Source organism: Aeromonas sp. R2-1, assembly GCF_040908425.1.
Classification (GTDB): domain Bacteria; phylum Pseudomonadota; class Gammaproteobacteria; order Enterobacterales; family Aeromonadaceae; genus Aeromonas; species Aeromonas caviae.
Genome location: NZ_JBFODR010000025.1, coordinates 1 through 16,492, shown reverse-complemented (window position 1 = coordinate 16,492; position 16,492 = coordinate 1). Strand labels below are relative to the sequence as shown.

Here is a 16,492-nt window from a genome sequence, read left to right as displayed (position 1 = left end):
TGAATCGCCCCGGCTTCTCTAGACACTTTTGAGCCGTTCGAAATATTGCTTTTCACACTCTACTGGCGATAGCCCATTGTTGAAACTGTGCCGACGCTTGGGGTTGTAAAACATTTCAATGTAATCGAACACATCCTGCCGGGCCTCCTCCCGATCTGCATAGGTTTTACGTCGGATCCGCTCGCGTTTGAGGAGTTGGAAGAAACTCTCCGCCACCGCGTTATCATGGCAATTGCCACGTCTGCTCATGCTGGCCTTGAGCCGGTGCTCCCGCAAAAAATCCTGCCAGTCATAGCTGCTAAACTGGCTCCCTTGGTCAGAATGAACCAGCACTTCCTGCTCGGGTCGCCGTCGCCACACTGCCATCAGTAACGCGCTGATGGCCAACTCTCGGTCGATCCGTGGCCCCATTGACCAACCAATGACTTGTCGTGAAAACAAATCCAATACCGCGGCCAGATAGAGCCAGCCTTCATGGGTTCGAATATAAGTGATGTCCGTTACCCAGACCTTATTTGGCTCAGTCACATCGAACTGGCGTTCAAGATGATTCGGTGCAACCACCGTTGGCCGGCCACCATAATGACCGGGACGGCGACGATAACCGGTTTGTGAACGCAAACCTTCATGACGCATTAATCGCGCCACCCGGTGTTTCCCACAGGTCTCGCCCATCTCTCGCAGGTCATCCCGGATCTTGCGATAGCCATAGACGCCCCCGCTTTCTAGCCAACATTGCTTGATCTGGCCCAGGAGGCGTTGGTCTTCAAGTGCGCGGGCAGATAAAGGCTGGTGCTGCCAGGCGTAATAACCGCTCGGGTGGACATTCATCATCCGACACAGTCGGCGGATGGGATGTGTGGACGCGTGCACCCGGATGAAGGCGTACCTTACCCTGACAGCTTGGCAAAGTACGCGGCGGCCTTTTTTAAGATATCTCGCTCATCGGTGACGCGGCGCAGTTCAGCCTTGAGGCGCCGAATTTCGGCTTGCTGGCTGGAGTCATGCTGTTGCTGCACGGCGGGCTGGCTGTAGCGCCTGATCCAGGCGTAAAGACTGTGGCTGGAAACACCAAGTCGCTCAGCGACCTCTGCCACTGGGTAATGGCGCTCAGTCACCTGCTTGACGGCGGCCAGTTTGAATTCTTCCGTGTAACGTTGCTGCTTGCTCATAACACCTCCTGATTGACCTCAGTTTGAGGCTCTTGAGGTGTCTAGGAAAGTAGGGGCGATTCATGCTGGCCCATGTCAAATGCAGTCACGACCCGCAGAGCCTTTGGCCCTTGGTCTGGAGATGCACAGCACTCGCGGGGCGGATACAACCTCTGAAGGTGAGTAAAAGGATACAAAAAGGGCCACTTCTTGCGAAGTGGCCCTTTCCAAACGTTTGGGCTGGGGGAGGTTGAACTGGATAGTTAATTTCTTGATTTAAAATAAAAATCGCCAATTCAGAAAATTTCAATATGCCTAACCGTATGCCTAACATCAGAACTTCTGCAATAACATAGTGTTATCTGGGCTGGAATGGTCATATGTGGTTAATTGGCCGTGGAGGAAATTTTAAATCTCACCTTTCTCAAAAGGTAACTGACTCTTGCGAAAATTGGCGCTCTCTGTTGTATCAGCTCCTCGTTTGGAAAAAAATTCCCCGTCCAAAATTTACTTGTCCAGCGAGCTTTGAATAGACTGTTCAACCTTCGGTGGCTTTTACCTCGCCACCGGCAGGTCCTCCCAGCGGGTGGTGTAACAGGGGCTCAGGTGCGCTTGTCGCATCATCCACTCAGGCGACCCAGTGCCCTGGCTGGCAAAGCCTACGCGCCCCAATCCCTTGGCTTTGATCTGGTCCATTACGGTCATCAGCGCGTCCGATTGAGCGGAGGACGGGGCAAACAGGTCGGCCTGTTGCTGCCCCTTGGGGGTGAACTCACTCAGCATGACGCCCCCCTTCTGATAGCGGTAACCGTCGCGCCAAATCTGCGCTAGCAGCACGTTCACTTGCTGCAGCAGCAACCGGGTATCATCGCTAGGGCAGACCAGCCGGACGCCAGCCTGCTCACTGTAGTAAGGGGCTCGTTCATCAAAGGGGCTGGTTCGCACGAACAGGTGCACCCGCTGGCAACACATCCCCTCGGCCCGCAGCTTCTCGGCTGCGCGAGCCATAAAGCCTGACAACGCTTGGGCCATTTCTCCACGGTCAGTCACGCGCTCACCAAAGGAACGGCTCGAGAGGATCTGCTGCTTCGCCGCCGGTTCAACGGTCAGCTCTGCGCAAGGCAGGCTACGCAGCTCCTGTACGATCTGCTCGACCACCACGCCGTATTGGGCGCGTAACCCTTTGGCGTCGCTAGCCACCAGGTCAGCAACGGTGTTGATGCCTTGTGCCACCAACTTGGCTCCCAAGCGCCGTCCTATGCCCCACACCTCGTCCACCGGGGTGATAGCCATCAGCCGGGCACGGCGCAGCTCGTCACGCAAGTCCACAACGCCGCCCGTGGCAGGCCACTTTTTGGCTGCATAGTTGGCCAGCTTGGCGAGGGTCTTGGTGGGGCCAATCCCAACCCCTACCGTTAGGCCGGTCCACTGCCACACTCGCTGCCGGATCTGTTGTCCATATGCTGTCAGGTCCCCGGCAAACGACTCCGACAACGCCATGAACGCTTCATCGATGGAGTAGACCTCAAGCTCGGGGGCCATGGTCTCCAACGTGCTCATCACCCTGCCAGACATATCACCGTAGAGCGCGTAGTTGGAGCTGAATGCCACACCGCCATGCGCCTCGAACTGCTCGCGGATCTTGAAGTAGGGCCCGGCCATCTTGATACCCAGCGCCTTGGCTTCGGGGCTGCGCGACACCACGCATCCATCGTTGTTGGAGAGCACCACGATCGGGCGGCCACGCAGCTCGGGGCGAAATAGCCGCTCACAGCTGGCGTAGAAGTTGTTTACATCAACGAGCGCTATAGCCATCACGCTGCCTCAGATTGCCAATCACATGGGTGACCACTCCGAACAACTCCAGGGAGAGGCTCATACAAGGGTCGATAGGCGCGAACGCCGGATTGGCTGGCAACAGCCGCAACCTCGGCTTGAGCTGCAAGGTCTTTACCGTGAAGCCACCATCGAGTAGTGCAATCACCACATCACCATGGCGCGGGGTGAGGCTCTTATCGACCACCAGCAAGTCACCGGGAAAGATGCCGACCCCGGTCATGCTATCCCCCTCGGCACGCAGATAGAAGGTTGCTGCAGGGTGCGGCACGCAGTGGGTGTTGAGGTCCAACTTCCCTTCCAGATAGTCGCTGGCTGGGCTGGGAAAGCCGCAAGAGGCGCGGTGCAAGAACAGCGGGATGGTCACCTCGGCGGGTGATGGGTCTGGGGTTAACAGCTTCATGGCAACAACACCTGTATTTATATACAGGCATTATAGCGCACCACCTTTGAACCAGCGCAAGTCCCGCATGCCAGTGATGGCGTACCATAGTGCCAATAGATAACAAAAAAATCAGTAATGCGGATGCCACGTTGTTAGTTAGTTCCATTCAAGCTACATCGATTTGAGAAGCAACGTCGACATTCGTTTGTTAGTGGTTCATGGCACGAAGCATCACACTGACCTACAAATTGACTTTTCTGTCAGCAGTGTTAGAAATAATGTTCTAAATCAATGACCTCTAATCGAATTTTTGATTAAATTATTGCATTTGTGACCGACATTTCAGATCACAAAAGGCCTTTTAGGTACATTCATCACAGACCAAATCGTGAGAAAAAGGCTAGGTAAACAGAACGTGTTCGCATTGAGTCTGTTACCATGGGCTTTGATAAATAAAATAGGCTGTAACCATTTTGCAATTGGACTTAGCTTTTACCCATGCACGATCCCACAGACTGTATATCAGACCAGAACATAGTTCAGAGTGACAGTCGGTCATAGGCAATCAGATGCCCAACATGAAGTAGTTAGTTCGGTGCTGGCTACTAGATTCACTCCCGCCGAGTAGCTTTATCATGCTTGAAAATCAATCACCCCCCAGAATCAGTGCGATGTTGCGTTTTGCAATCAAATCCGGTGCCAAGGCTGCAGTGGAACTACAGATACGTAACCGCTCCATGCTTGATGCTAGAGATGATCAGGGGAGGACACCGTTGATGCTCGCTGCGGAAAAAGGAAGCCAAGAGTTGTGCGAGCTGTTGCTTGATGCGGGGGCCAATCCAGCACTGGTTAGCAATGAAGGTAAAACAGCATCTAGCATAGCTGCGGAGATGGGTTATGACGTGCTCGGATGCATGCTGCATCGCGCTCAAGATGAACCAGCTGGTTCTTCGTTATTTGAAGTTGTAGTGACGCCTGAAGACATTCATCGGCATGAAATAGTTGGTGATGATAAAGCTGTAGTTCTAAGGGATGAAAGAGCTGCTGAGTCCACATCCTTGGGTTATTTCATGGGCGTCCAAGCCGTATCTCAGACTCACCAAGATGTATTTTCTGCCGGAAGTTCTGGTGTTTCTTCAGCGGATACAGGTCCATCTGATTATGGAGATTCAGGGGATGAAGATATAGCTAGGTCCACTGATATTGAAGGTGATTCCTGTCAGTGGATTGCCTTATCAGATAATCCTGGTAAGGGGGTTACGCCGATCGTTCCGGATGTATTACTGAGCCAGCCAGATGTGATTGGTATAGAACAACAGAGAGTTAATTCCAGTTGGAATGAAGCATCTGATGGTCTAATTGATTTCCCCCCTTCGGAAGATTCTGCATGGGTTGATGCAGATACAAGTGCGCAGTTTGATGATATTGCACAAGCCGGGCCACATGATTTTGTTCGTTTGCGCCTTCCTTTTTCAGATGTTCCTGTTACTGAGCTGGAGGAGAAAAATGACTCAGCTCATTTACATGAAGAAGATGATTCTGGCTGGAAGGCAGAGGAGGAAGTGGTAACGCCAAAATCAGATGTGTCCCTCCTGATTTCCGTGACGCAAACCCATCGTCGTATATCCAGACACCGTGCTTTGAATACTGACGAATCTTGGGAGGATGTGGAGCTTGAGCTGCCAGAGGTGAAACCTGCAGTCATCCGGGGCTCCGAGGAGCAGGAGTTTCTGAGAGCACTCTTTGTCGAGGGTTTTCAACGTGGGTGGGTCACTTTTGACAAGGTCGCTGAGGCTTGCCAGCTTGATGCGGGCCCTGCTGCTGATGCATTACTTCCCGCTACTCTTCAGATACTTGAAGATTATGGTATCAAGGTTGAAGAAGCCAATCAGGACAGTTTCACAGCGGAAGGTGTGGTGAATGAGGAGCTTGCGGTTCTGCTGGATGAGGCATTCGAGAGGTTGGAGGCGTACCTAAGTGAATCATTGTCAGAGGTGCATACATTCAATTCAAGCACTCTGAGAACGTATTCGCAGGATGCACGTGCAGTCGGCTTGATTTCCAAAGATGGGGAAATATTGCTTGGGACCCGTATGGACTCCGCCATCAAGGCTCTTGCACGGTATCTGGCTGCCTTGCCCGATAGCGCTTGGGTGGACTGTTTTGAGGATGTGCAGCCGCAACAAGAGGTAAGTGCTGATGAGCTAGATGAGGATGAAGCCGTAGATCTGGAGCAGATCGAGATAACTGATGAAGAAGGTCGTTTTTCCGGAAGCTTTGAAGATTATGTGAATATTTTACGTGCTGGAGACATTTCTGGTAAGACCGATGAAATGATCCCTCGCCCTTCCGCATCGTTACTGGCCGGTTTGATCAAGAAATTGCATTTGTTTGATCCGGAGCTCCAGCCTGAGCTGGCGTTAGAGCATATTCGGATTTTCGAGAAAGCCCGCCATGACCTAGTTAATGCCAATCTGCGACTGGTAATGAGCATTGCCAGCAAATATAGCAATAGCGGCATATACCTAGAAGACCTGATCCAAGAGGGCAATATCGGCCTGATGAAAGCTGCCGAGAAATTTGAAGTTCAACTTGGCTTCAAATTTTCTACTTATGCTACTTGGTGGATTCGTCAGGCCATTACCCGCTGCATTGCTGATCAGCTTCGTTTGGTGCGGGTGCCGGTTCATTTAGTGGAAAAAATCAACAAAGTGCAACGCGGTATTCGTGAGCTGGAGGGAAAATCCCTTGGTGGTGTAAGCGATAGCGAGTTAGCTGTGTCGCTCGATATGAGCGTCAATGAAGTTTGCAAGATAAAACAAGTTGCCGATCGTGAAGTAATTTTCCTTAGTGGCTTTGATGAAATTGACAGTCCGGAATTACTCGCTGGGAACGAGTCTGATGGTTTCCATTGTGTAGAAAATGACGAACTAGCGAATGCAATCAGAGCTGCTCTATCCGAGTTGTCAGAGCGTGAACATCAGATTATCAAATATCGCTTTGGCATAGGGTTAGGGGATGACTTCACTCTGGAACAGGTCGGCATAATGTTCGATGTCACACGGGAACGGATTCGCCAGATCGAAGCCAAGGCCCTGCGCAAACTGCGCCATCCGAATCGACGTATGGTGCTGGCTATGTTTTGGGATGAAAACGATCTGCATGATGATATTGATGAAGGCCGATGAATATGAAAGTACAGAATATGCGACATGCCCCACCTCGTGCAGCCGCAATGATCGAAGCCTTGCGCGGGTTAGGTTACAACACTGCGACCGCGCTGGCAGACATCATCGATAACAGCATTGCAGCTGGTGCCGCAACAGTTGACTTGCGCTTTGTTTGGAACAATGAGCAGAGCCGGATTGAAATTCAGGACGACGGCCGCGGTATGAGCGCAGCTGAAATCGACAAAGCAATGCGGCTTGGGGAGAGGAGCCCTCTCGATGAGCGCAGTGCAGATGACCTAGGGCGTTTCGGCCTCGGCTTGAAGACAGCTTCGTTTTCACAGTGCCGTTGCCTGACCGTGGCTGCTTGTGGGCCGGATGGTTTGCAATGCCTGCGCTGGGATCTAGATGTGCTTGCCGCTGGAAAGAATGATGGTTGGTACTTGCTTGAAGGTCCAGCTGAAGGTTCAGAAGGATATTTGGCTCCTCTCAAGGACGCTGGGCGGGGTACTCTCGTTCTGTGGGAGGCGATGGATCGCATTGTGACTAAAGGAGTTGGAGAGCAAGAGTTTCTGGATCTGATCGATGCGGTAGACCGGCACCTTGGCATGGTTTTTCATCGTTATCTGGAGCATCCCCGACGTTTGTTGTTGCGTATCAATGGTCAGCCGGTGAAACCATGGGACCCGTTCCTTGTGGGGCATCCTGGCAAACCATGGCAATCACCTTCCGTATCACCGCCAGGAAATGCGGCAGTCAAGCTGCAATGCAATGTGTTACCGCATAAGGATAAGTTATCACCGTCCGAGTTCGAGACTGCAGAAGGACCTGACGGCTGGACGGCGCAGCAAGGGTTCTATGTCTATCGCAATGAGCGTCTTCTGGTTGCAGGCAGCTGGCTGGGGCTTGGCCAAGGGCGATCGTGGACAAAAGACGAGGCGCACCGTCTGGCGCGTATTCGCCTTGATATTCCTAACACAGCTGATGCCGACTGGAAAATCGATATTCGCAAGTCTACGGCTAGGCCCCCCGTTGCATTGCGAAGCTGGTTGATTGGATATGCCGAAGATACACGTTCCAGAGCCCGCAAAGCATTCGTGCATCGCGGAATCGCACCGAAAATGCCTGGGGGGGGTGAGGTTGCACAATCTTGGAAAGCAGAGCACTTTGCTGGCGGTATGCGTTACCGGATTGATACGGACCATCCGGTGGTCCGTTCGGTATTGGATGATGCCGGTGTTTTGCTGCCTCAGATAAAGGCCATGCTGCGCGTCTTGGAAGAAACAGTTCCAGTCCAGCGAATCTGGCTGGACACCGCCGAGAATAAAGAGGCTCCGTGCACCGGCTTTGCCGGGGAGCCACCCGCAGAAGTGAAATCGGTGCTCGAGGTGCTTTATCGAAATATGGTAGGCGTGAAAGGTATGTCCTCGAGCATGGCGCGCGAACGGCTATCGAGAAGCGAGCCGTTCAATCAATATCCAGAGCTGGTTGCCAGCTTGCCTGAACAGCTATAAACAAGGAATGCCGTGTGTCTTTAATAGGTGAAGCAAACAAGATCAGTGTGGTCAAAATCGTTCAGGAATTGCTGCTGGCAGAGGATGCTCAGTCTATTCCTCACAGTCTGATCTCTGAAAAAATAAACCTCGTGCTCGCGCTGAATCCTCGTTGGACTGAAGATCTGGATCGTGAGTCCGTTATTAACGAGCTGATCCGCCGCCATAGCGAATGGGTTGGGACGGGGGGCATGCTCGGTGATGAGTCGGATCACGTTGCTTGGCTGACCGCACAACGTAAGAAGGAGTGGCGTTACTGGCAGCGTTATCGTGAAATGCAGGAGACACGACTATCAGCAAGTGCGGTTGCCAATCTGGATGAAACATCCGATCAGGTGTTGTCCATGCTGGAGGACCCTTGCCGCGAAGGTGCTTGGGATCGCCGAGGTCTCGTAGTCGGTCATGTGCAATCAGGAAAAACGGGCAACTATACCGGGTTGATCTGCAAGGCGGCCGATGCTGGTTACAAGGTCATCATTGTTCTGGCTGGAATGCACAACAACTTGCGCTCTCAGACTCAGATGCGTCTTGATGAGGGGTTTCTGGGGTATGAGACACACTCTTCCAGTAACGAACCCCGGCCGATCGGTGTCGGTCTGATTGACCGGGATCCTGCGATTCGCCCGCACTACGCAACAACACGTTCCGAAAAAGGTGACTTCAGCATGGCCGCCGCGAAGAATCTCGGGATTTCTCCGGAAGAGCGACCGTGGTTGTTTGTTGTCAAGAAGAATAAGAAAGTCCTTGAACGTCTGCACAAGTGGATCGTCAATCATGTAGCCAACACCGTCGAGGCAGAGTCCGGTCGCAAGATCGTGACACATCTTCCCTTGCTGGTCATCGATGATGAGGCAGACAATGCTTCTGTTGATACGGGTGAACAAATTTTTGGCGAGAATGGACTGCCTGACGAGGAGCATCAGCCTAAAGCCATTAATGGACTTATTCGTAAGATACTGCACGCTTTTCAGCGTAAGGCCTATGTTGGCTATACAGCTACACCGTTTGCGAACATTTTCATTCATGAGCGAAATGCCACCCCGAAAGAGGGGCCAGATCTCTTTCCGGCCGCATTTATTGTCAATCTCGGCGCACCATCCAGTTATGTAGGGCCAACTCGCCTGTTTGGAATCAACAATGGTGGAACTCGTGCGGATGCATTGCCTCTTGTACGCAAGGTTGATGACCACTGTTCTGACGATGGCAAGACTGGCTGGATGCCGATATCTCACAAGAATGGACACAATCCCAAAATCGACAATGAATTTGGCATGCCTGAGTCGTTGGTACGGGCGATAGATTCATTTGTACTTACGTGTGCATTGAGAAAACTGCGGGGACAGGGTGATTCCCATAGTTCAATGCTTATTCACGTAACAAGATTTAATCAGACTCAGGCGGCGGTACATGCTGTAGTAGACCAGTATATTCGACAACAGTTGCAACGAGTAGAACGTCAAATCGGCCATGAAGGATTTTTGGGGCGCCTTGCCGAACTCTGGCAAAAGGATTTCTTGCCTGTTTCCACCGAATTACATGCACAAATACCTGATATGGTCAGCCGGTACGATTATTCGTGGGAGCAAATTGTTGAGCAGATACCGGATATTGTTTCGGAACTTTCTGTCAGGATGATTAATGGTACGGCCAAGGACGCACTGGATTACGCAGATTCTGGCAAGGGACTCAAGGTTATTGCAATTGGTGGTGATAAGCTCGCACGGGGGCTGACCTTAGAGGGACTATGTGTAAGCTATTTCCTGCGTGCATCAAAAATGTATGACACTTTGATGCAAATGGGAAGGTGGTTTGGTTATCGGCCTGGTTACCTTGATCTTTGCCGTCTCTACACGACAGCGGATCTGGTCGAGTGGTTTGAGCATATTGCGGATGCCTCAGAAGAGCTGCGTGAAGAGTTCGACATGATGGTTGCAAGTGGTGGGACACCACGTGATTACGGTCTCAAGGTCGTATCGCATCCTGTACTGATGGTGACTTCTCCCTTGAAAATGCGATCTGCAAAGACATTGCGACTTTCCTTTAGTGGGCATGTGGTCGAAACAGTGTCAATGCACAAAGAGTCTGTGATTGTTCGTGCAAACTTCGATTCGTTCCAGAGTTTTGTTTCTGTGATCGGAAAGCCTTCAACCATACCGGAGAGGAAACGTGGGGATGGACGCGATCGCTGGACTGGAGCGTATTGGTCAAATGTATCCCATGCTGAGGTGACGTCGTTTCTTGCCGGTTATACAACTCACCCTAGCGCGTACAAGGTGAACAGCCAGATGCTGTGTGAGTTCATCGACTCAATGGCGCTTGATGGTTATCTGCTGAACTGGAACGTGGCTGTAGTTGGCGGAAGCATTGACAAGGGCGCTTGGCAGATCGAAGACCTTGTTGTACCGCTAACCCAACGGGCTAATCGACAGCAGGCCGCCGGTCGCTACGCAATTGGTCGACTGCTGTCTCCGCGAGATGAGGCGCTGGATCTTGACGAAGTAGCTTGGCTTGCTGCGCTCGATGAAACGAAAAGACTCTGGCATGCCGACCCCGCTAGACCGGATGGCAAGAAGGAACCTGTGACTCCAAATGGGCCAGCCCTGAGAAAGATACGTGGATTCGGTGCGGAGAGAATTCCTGCCTCCCCGGAAACGGGATTATTGCTGATTTATTTGCTGAATCCAGTGGATGCAGGTTTACCTGAGGGTCATGAGCCTGTCGTGGCATTCGGGATCAGTTTTCCCAGCAACAACAGTGGGATCAAGGTCGACTACAAGGTCGGACATATTTTCTGGGAGCAAGAGTTTGGATCTGCTGAGTAAGGAAGACATCCTCGGGACATGGCGCGCGTTATCAGGTGTGTCGAACGAGGACGTATGGAGAACGATTTTGCTTGTGCCGGAAGGTGTGTGTACTTTGCGAGCTGGCCGTTGTTTTCCTGGGAATGAGGAAGGTTTGTTAGTCCGGTTTGGCAATGGAGATATTGGTTCATTACATGGACTACCTGCGGCCACTGGATTCAAGGTCAAAAAAATTAAGCTAGGGAATAATAATGAAGAGTGGTTGGCATTGGTACGCCAGCCAGGAGGAAACCTTGATCTGTTTGCTACGGTCGTGACAGATCTTGTTGCAGTTTTGTTGGGTAGCTCAATTCTAGATGGGCGCCAACTATTGAATATATTCATGAAGCGTTTGCGTGCGTGGATGAGCTTCATGAAGAAAGGAGCTACCATGCTCGGCCCCGAAGCGGAGTTGGGTCTAGTTGGTGAATTACAGTGCATGTCCACATTGCTAGCTGCAGGCTGCTCGGCTGAAAGTGTTGTGGAAGGCTGGACTGGCCCGATGGATGGCTTGCAAGATTTTCAGCTTGGACATGGGGCTATTGAAGTCAAAAGTACATTGGCAAGAGACGGATTTTCCGCCTCTATTCTGTCGCTTGAGCAGTTAGATGACAGTGTTCGCAAACCTCTGTTTCTTTGTGCTTGCCGATTTTCAGTTGATCCGTCAGGGGTTTCTCTGCCTGTTCGTATTGCATCGTTAAAAGAGCAGATGGATGAGGCCACAGCAGTGGTTTTCGGTTTTGCCTTACTGCATGCGGGGTACCTCGATGCGCACGCCGATTTGTATACAAGACAGTTTGCCGAAGTGAGTACACGTTACATGCTTATCGATGAAACTTTTCCGAGGCTTACTGGCGGGAATGTTCCGGTTGGTGTGGTCCGTGCAAAGTATGAGATAGAGCTGGATGCGATTGATGCTAAAGAGTGCCTAGCTGACGCAGTAATTGAAATGATTGGGATGAATTGAATGGAATTGGTTGATTTTTTACGTCAAACGCAACAACAGGTTCGTGATGAAACTGTCGAAAGAGGAATTGAGGGCGGAGAAGCAGCATTCCCGGAGCTACTTTTTACTGAGATCGTTACAAGACATATGGCCGATATCGGGATGACTTTTGATCCTGAAGTGTGTGCATACGATGCCAGAGTTGGAAGTGGATTAGGTTCAGGAAATGTGAGGTTGAGTGGTTTCGCTGTTTCTGAAGACAATGAACAGCTAGATCTGTATGTGAGCGACTACGAAGGCCTAGATGAAATTGTCGATATTCCTAATGCCGAAGCACAGAAAGCAGCCGAACAATGCCTGCGCTTTCTTTCGATGTGTGTGGAGGGAAAACTAGCCAAGGAAATGGACGAGTCCCATCCGGCATATGCTCTAGTGCTCACAATTAAGCAGGTTTATCCTGACCTTGAGCAGATCCGAGTCTTTGTTTTGACCGACAGGCGTGCAAAAGTTCGTACATATCAACCGCGTACAATATCCGGTAAGATTGTAAAGCTTGAAGTTATGGATATCCAGCGTTTGTTTAATCACTGGCAGGAGGGGCGTCCACGAGATGAACTCATTGTCAATTTCCAAGATATATCTGGCGGCCCTCTGCCCTGTATCTGGGTTCCGGACCAGATGGGAGAATATGATTATGCAATGACAGCTATTCCCGGTGAAGCCCTACGATTTTTGTATGAAAAATATGGTGCACGTATTCTTGAAGCCAATGTCCGTTCGTTTCTGAGCCAAGTTGGCGGGGTCAATAAAGGGATTGCAGAGACTTTACGCAAGCAGCCTGAACGGTTTATGGCCTACAATAATGGGGTTGTCATTATTGCTGATGAGGCCAGCTTGGGACGTACCGAGGATGGCAGCCTCGGTATTTTCGGGCTTAAAGGCATGCAGATCGTGAATGGTGGTCAGACGACAGCATCGATGTTCTTCACGAAGAAAAAATTTCCAGATATTAATCTCTCTCAGGTCAGAGTTCCCGCTAAAATCATCGTGTTGAAAAATGTAGGTTCAGAGCAGGAAGAACGTCTGATTTCAGATATATCACGCTATGCCAATAGTCAGAATAAAGTTCAACTGTCTGATTTGTCTGCAAATATGCCTTATCACGTAGAGCTCGAAAAACTTGCTATGGCTACATATTGCCCTGATGGAGTTAGTCGGTGGTTCTATGAGCGGGCCACAGGCAGCTACAAAGTGATGCTTGAACGTGAAGGTAAAACACCAGCTGGTATCAAGCGTATACAGGAAGGTATACCATCAACTCGCAAGATTACTAAAACGGATCTTGCAAAATATCAAAGTGCTTGGATGCAGCGACCAGACTTGGTGAGTCTAGGGGGCCAAAAGAACTTCAAAGCGTTCATGGATATTATTAATGCAGCTGGCGAGGCTAGGGGGCTGACTGATGTTGCTGAGTACAAGAGCATCATTGCTCAAGTCATTTTATTCAAGGAAGCGCAGCGTAGAATACGCCCACGCTTTGCCGCATTCCAAGCGAACGTGATTGCATATACAGTCTCTCTTGTGTCCCTGAAGCTTGGTGAGCTACTGAGTCTGGAGCGTATTTGGTCCACCCAGACTGTATCGCCGCAACTTCTCGAACAGATTGAAATATGGTCAGACGAGGTGAATGCACAGCTTCATGCGACTGCAAACGGGCGAATGATTTCAGAGTGGGCGAAGCGGCCTGAATGTAGGGAGATTATGTTCTCTCGTCCATTCTCTCAGCCAAGAGTAGATATTCCAGAATTAAATTGCTCCTAATATTTAACATTGCATAGGTTAATTAAATTTATCTTATTAATCCTTACACTATGGCTTGGGCTTACCAAGCCATAGTGTTATGGTTTCTTATATACTTCTGACACAGATAAGACATCTAAGATATCAGCTTCTATAAGTAGAAGATTTTTGCAAAATGTCTAACACCAAACGAGCTATTTTGTTTGCTAATAGGGGAGGCACTGCATTACCCACTTGATGATATTGCTGAGTTCGTCCACCTTGGAAAAAATAATTATCAGGAAAGGTTTGTAAACGAGCAGCTTCTCTTACTGTGAGGCTGCGACACTGTGTCGGATCAGGATGAATGAAGTAATGCCCATCTTTAGATATATGACTTGTAATTGTTGTAGAAGGTGCATCAGAAAGTTGAACTCGGAACCGATCCGAAAAATGCCCACTTTCCCAATTCTTGTGCGCTGGAGCTAAGGAGTCAAGACAAAATTCTTTGTGCCCCTTTGGCGATCTTCCTTCTATTTTAGCAAAACATGCAGCAAATCCGTATCGAATCAAATCATCAATTCTATGACCTCTGGTTTCGTGGTTCAGCCAAACTTTTAGTCGATCATCATTGAACCATTTGTCAAGTTCACTAATACCAGTAGTACCTTCATTTTTCTCTCTTGGATATTGGAGAGAGCCTGTATCAACATTCTGAAGGAAATCAGCTGTTTTACGAATATTATCTATCAGCTCTGAAGTGAGTTTGGACTCTTTAATTGCATTGTTTGCAAGCAGTTTTAATCCTTCTCGGATTTTTTGTTCCCATGCAGCAGCAGAGTCCTCTTCTCGACTTAATTTACTGCGTAATGGGGGTAGATTACCAATAGCATTATTAACTGTAATCCGACTCTCTTTGTTTAGCTTAGGTAAATTATGGCTGAAACGATCGTCTCTGATACCGAGTAGAATTACTCTATGACGAGCCTGAGGTATTCCATAGTCTTCGGAGCGAATAATGAAATTAGTTGCATCTATTTTTTGTGGATCATCACCATCCATGAATATTTCATCATTGACAAGAGATACGATATTATATCGTAAGCCGTTATCTTTTTTATCCAATGCCATGCTAGGATTTGCAAGATCTTTTAGGATTTGATGAAAAATTAAACCACCATTTATTTTTGATGAAAGAATACCCTTCACGTTCTCCATGACAAAAATATCTGGCTTATTGTTTTTTATGATTCTTAAATACTCCAAGTATAGGAAGTGCCTAGAATCATCTTCGGGTATATAGTTAGAGTTACCTTTATTCCTCGAGCGCCCAGCAAGAGAATATGCTTGACATGGAGGTCCGCCAATGAGGACCCATGGTAAATCCTTATTGCCTAATGCAGCTGTAATTGCAGAGTCAAGGGCTGCATTCCCCTTATCACTACCGATAGCAATACACATCGCTTCATGATTTGCTCGCTCCCAATACTCATAGGTTCTCTCAGTGAAAGGATTAGGTGATTTCCCATTGCAAAACTGATAGTAATCTGATAGCCCATCAGGAAAGTTGCTTTTGAGTAATCGATAGTAAGCCCTGAGTCTTAGAGTCTGGTGAGCAACAGGATCCTTCTCTGCAGAGACCATAATCTGGAAGGAAGAACCTTCATTAAGTGAAGAGAAACCTTCGCCTAGTCCTCCTGGACCAGCAAATAAATCGATAATTGGGATAGGTGATAAAACGGTGTTCATGGTCTAATACTGTGTTTTTGATCAGCTAACAAAGATACCAGGAAGATGCGTGAACGGGAAGCCAAAGCGTGGCTCTTGTCGATAAAAAGCCTTGCGTAAGGCTCATGGCGGGGGCTGGTAACATCGGATGTATGCCGGAGAAGGCTGTTCAATCGGTTCCGTATGATACATGGCGTCGGTGCCATGGCCTTATGAAGGCTTTCTTGGGACAACATCGCTATGACTTGCTTACTACCAAGTGTTAAATTATCTATCTGAGCTAAGCTGGTAGGTATTCGCCCAGCTTGATGTATATTGGGGGCTTTACATCGTTGCTTTCGCCATGTTTTCGCACGATTAATTGGGCAGATTGATAGCAACTTGGAATTTATTGTAATGGTTATGCATTTATAATATTTTTGAAAATTCCATCTGTATGAAAAATTATGTTGTTTTTAAAAAGAAATTTTAAGGATGTGGATGGAATAATTTATAACATCTGTTAACCCCCCTGAATATAATATTCTTTCATGGCGGTCTTCGTTTTTATAATAGAAATCAATAACTTCATAGCCTGTACAGATCTAGTTATCACCTGACACCGGCCTCAAACCGGTGTCTTGTTTACGCTACTTTAGTGCGCACTTCCTTCGGTATCAATTTCAGACCCTTTTTGAACATGCTGTAGGGGGTTTGACCCTCCATCATCCTGCCCTGATGTGGCCGCTGGGTGTTGTAGTGATCCAGATAGCTGTCCAGGTCTGTCTGCATCTGCTCCACTGATTCATACCAGATCGTCCTCCCCTTGATACGGAAGTGTTCATCCAGCAGGGTGCGATGTAGCCGCTCGATAAAGCCGTTGCTCTGCGGCCTGCGTACCTTGGTGGTCCGGTGCTCAATCCCCTCCAGTTGCAGGAACAGCTCGTAGGGGTGATGGTCAGGGCGCCCGCAGAACTCGCGCCCGTTGTCCGACAGGATGGTATAGACCCGCGCCTCGTGAGCCTCGAAGAACGGCAGGACCGTTTCGTTGAGCACATGGACCGAGGTCACCGGCAGCTTGCTGGTGTAGAGCCGTCCCCAGGCGTGGCGGCTGTAGCAGTCCAGTAC

General features: G+C 49.5%; 10 protein-coding genes. 5 read left to right on the top strand and 5 right to left on the bottom strand.

Going from position 1 to position 16,492, the window contains the following annotated elements; all coding sequences use genetic code 11:
* Nucleotides 1-18: 18 nt before the first annotated feature.
* From AB5Y80_RS08555 to umuD, 3 genes are all read right to left on the bottom strand, one after another.
* Nucleotides 19-1,172 (bottom strand): IS3-like element ISAeca4 family transposase gene (locus tag AB5Y80_RS08555; RefSeq protein ID WP_139739419.1). Its coding sequence is split into 2 segments (ribosomal slippage): nucleotides 19-935 and nucleotides 935-1,172, totalling 1,155 coding nucleotides; the frame shifts between segments, so codons are not numbered across the junction.
* A gap of 534 nt (nucleotides 1,173-1,706) precedes the next feature.
* Nucleotides 1,707-2,966 (bottom strand): translesion error-prone DNA polymerase V subunit UmuC, encoded by a 1,260-nt coding sequence (gene umuC, locus AB5Y80_RS08550; protein ID WP_368172801.1) that lies wholly within the window; start codon nucleotides 2,964-2,966, stop codon nucleotides 1,707-1,709.
* Nucleotides 2,947-3,390: a translesion error-prone DNA polymerase V autoproteolytic subunit gene (umuD, locus tag AB5Y80_RS08545; protein ID WP_368172800.1), complete on the bottom strand. Its 444-nt coding sequence runs from the start codon at nucleotides 3,388-3,390 to the stop codon at nucleotides 2,947-2,949. Before umuD ends, umuC begins: the two co-directional genes overlap by 20 nt.
* Before the next feature lie 617 nt (nucleotides 3,391-4,007).
* Between umuD and AB5Y80_RS08540 the strand changes: the two genes are divergently transcribed.
* Genes AB5Y80_RS08540 through mzaE form a run of 5 tightly spaced genes read left to right on the top strand, consistent with a single transcriptional unit; the run spans nucleotide 4,008 to nucleotide 13,699 of the window.
* Nucleotides 4,008-6,560, top strand: coding sequence for a sigma-70 family RNA polymerase sigma factor (locus AB5Y80_RS08540; protein WP_226044527.1), 2,553 nt, complete (start codon nucleotides 4,008-4,010; stop codon nucleotides 6,558-6,560).
* A 47-nt stretch (nucleotides 6,561-6,607) separates the two neighbouring features.
* Nucleotides 6,608-8,053 carry an MZA anti-phage system associated ATPase MzaB gene (gene mzaB / locus AB5Y80_RS08535; protein ID WP_043147377.1) on the top strand — a complete coding sequence of 482 codons (1,446 nt, stop codon included), beginning with the start codon at nucleotides 6,608-6,610 and terminating at the stop codon, nucleotides 8,051-8,053.
* 14 nt (nucleotides 8,054-8,067) lie between these two features.
* Nucleotides 8,068-10,914, top strand: coding sequence for an MZA anti-phage system associated Z1 domain-containing protein MzaC (gene mzaC / locus AB5Y80_RS08530; protein ID WP_368172799.1), 2,847 nt, complete (start codon nucleotides 8,068-8,070; stop codon nucleotides 10,912-10,914).
* Nucleotides 10,898-11,899 (top strand): MZA anti-phage system associated PD-(D/E)XK motif protein MzaD, encoded by a 1,002-nt coding sequence (gene mzaD, locus AB5Y80_RS08525; protein WP_368172798.1) that lies wholly within the window; start codon nucleotides 10,898-10,900, stop codon nucleotides 11,897-11,899. Before mzaC ends, mzaD begins: the two co-directional genes overlap by 17 nt.
* Nucleotides 11,900-13,699: an MZA anti-phage system associated AIPR family protein MzaE gene (mzaE, locus tag AB5Y80_RS08520; protein ID WP_368172797.1), complete on the top strand. Its 1,800-nt coding sequence runs from the start codon at nucleotides 11,900-11,902 to the stop codon at nucleotides 13,697-13,699.
* A 123-nt stretch (nucleotides 13,700-13,822) separates the two neighbouring features.
* Here mzaE and AB5Y80_RS08515 read toward each other — a convergent pair whose 3' ends face one another.
* Together AB5Y80_RS08515 and AB5Y80_RS08510 are read right to left on the bottom strand one after the other, a co-directional pair.
* Entirely contained in the window at nucleotides 13,823-15,406 is a 1,584-nt protein-coding gene (locus AB5Y80_RS08515; RefSeq protein WP_368172796.1) for a DNA cytosine methyltransferase, read from the bottom strand.
* Between the two features lie 603 nt (nucleotides 15,407-16,009).
* The coding region (locus tag AB5Y80_RS08510; RefSeq protein ID WP_368172795.1) for an integrase core domain-containing protein at nucleotides 16,010-16,492 on the bottom strand (483 nt) is incomplete at its 5' end.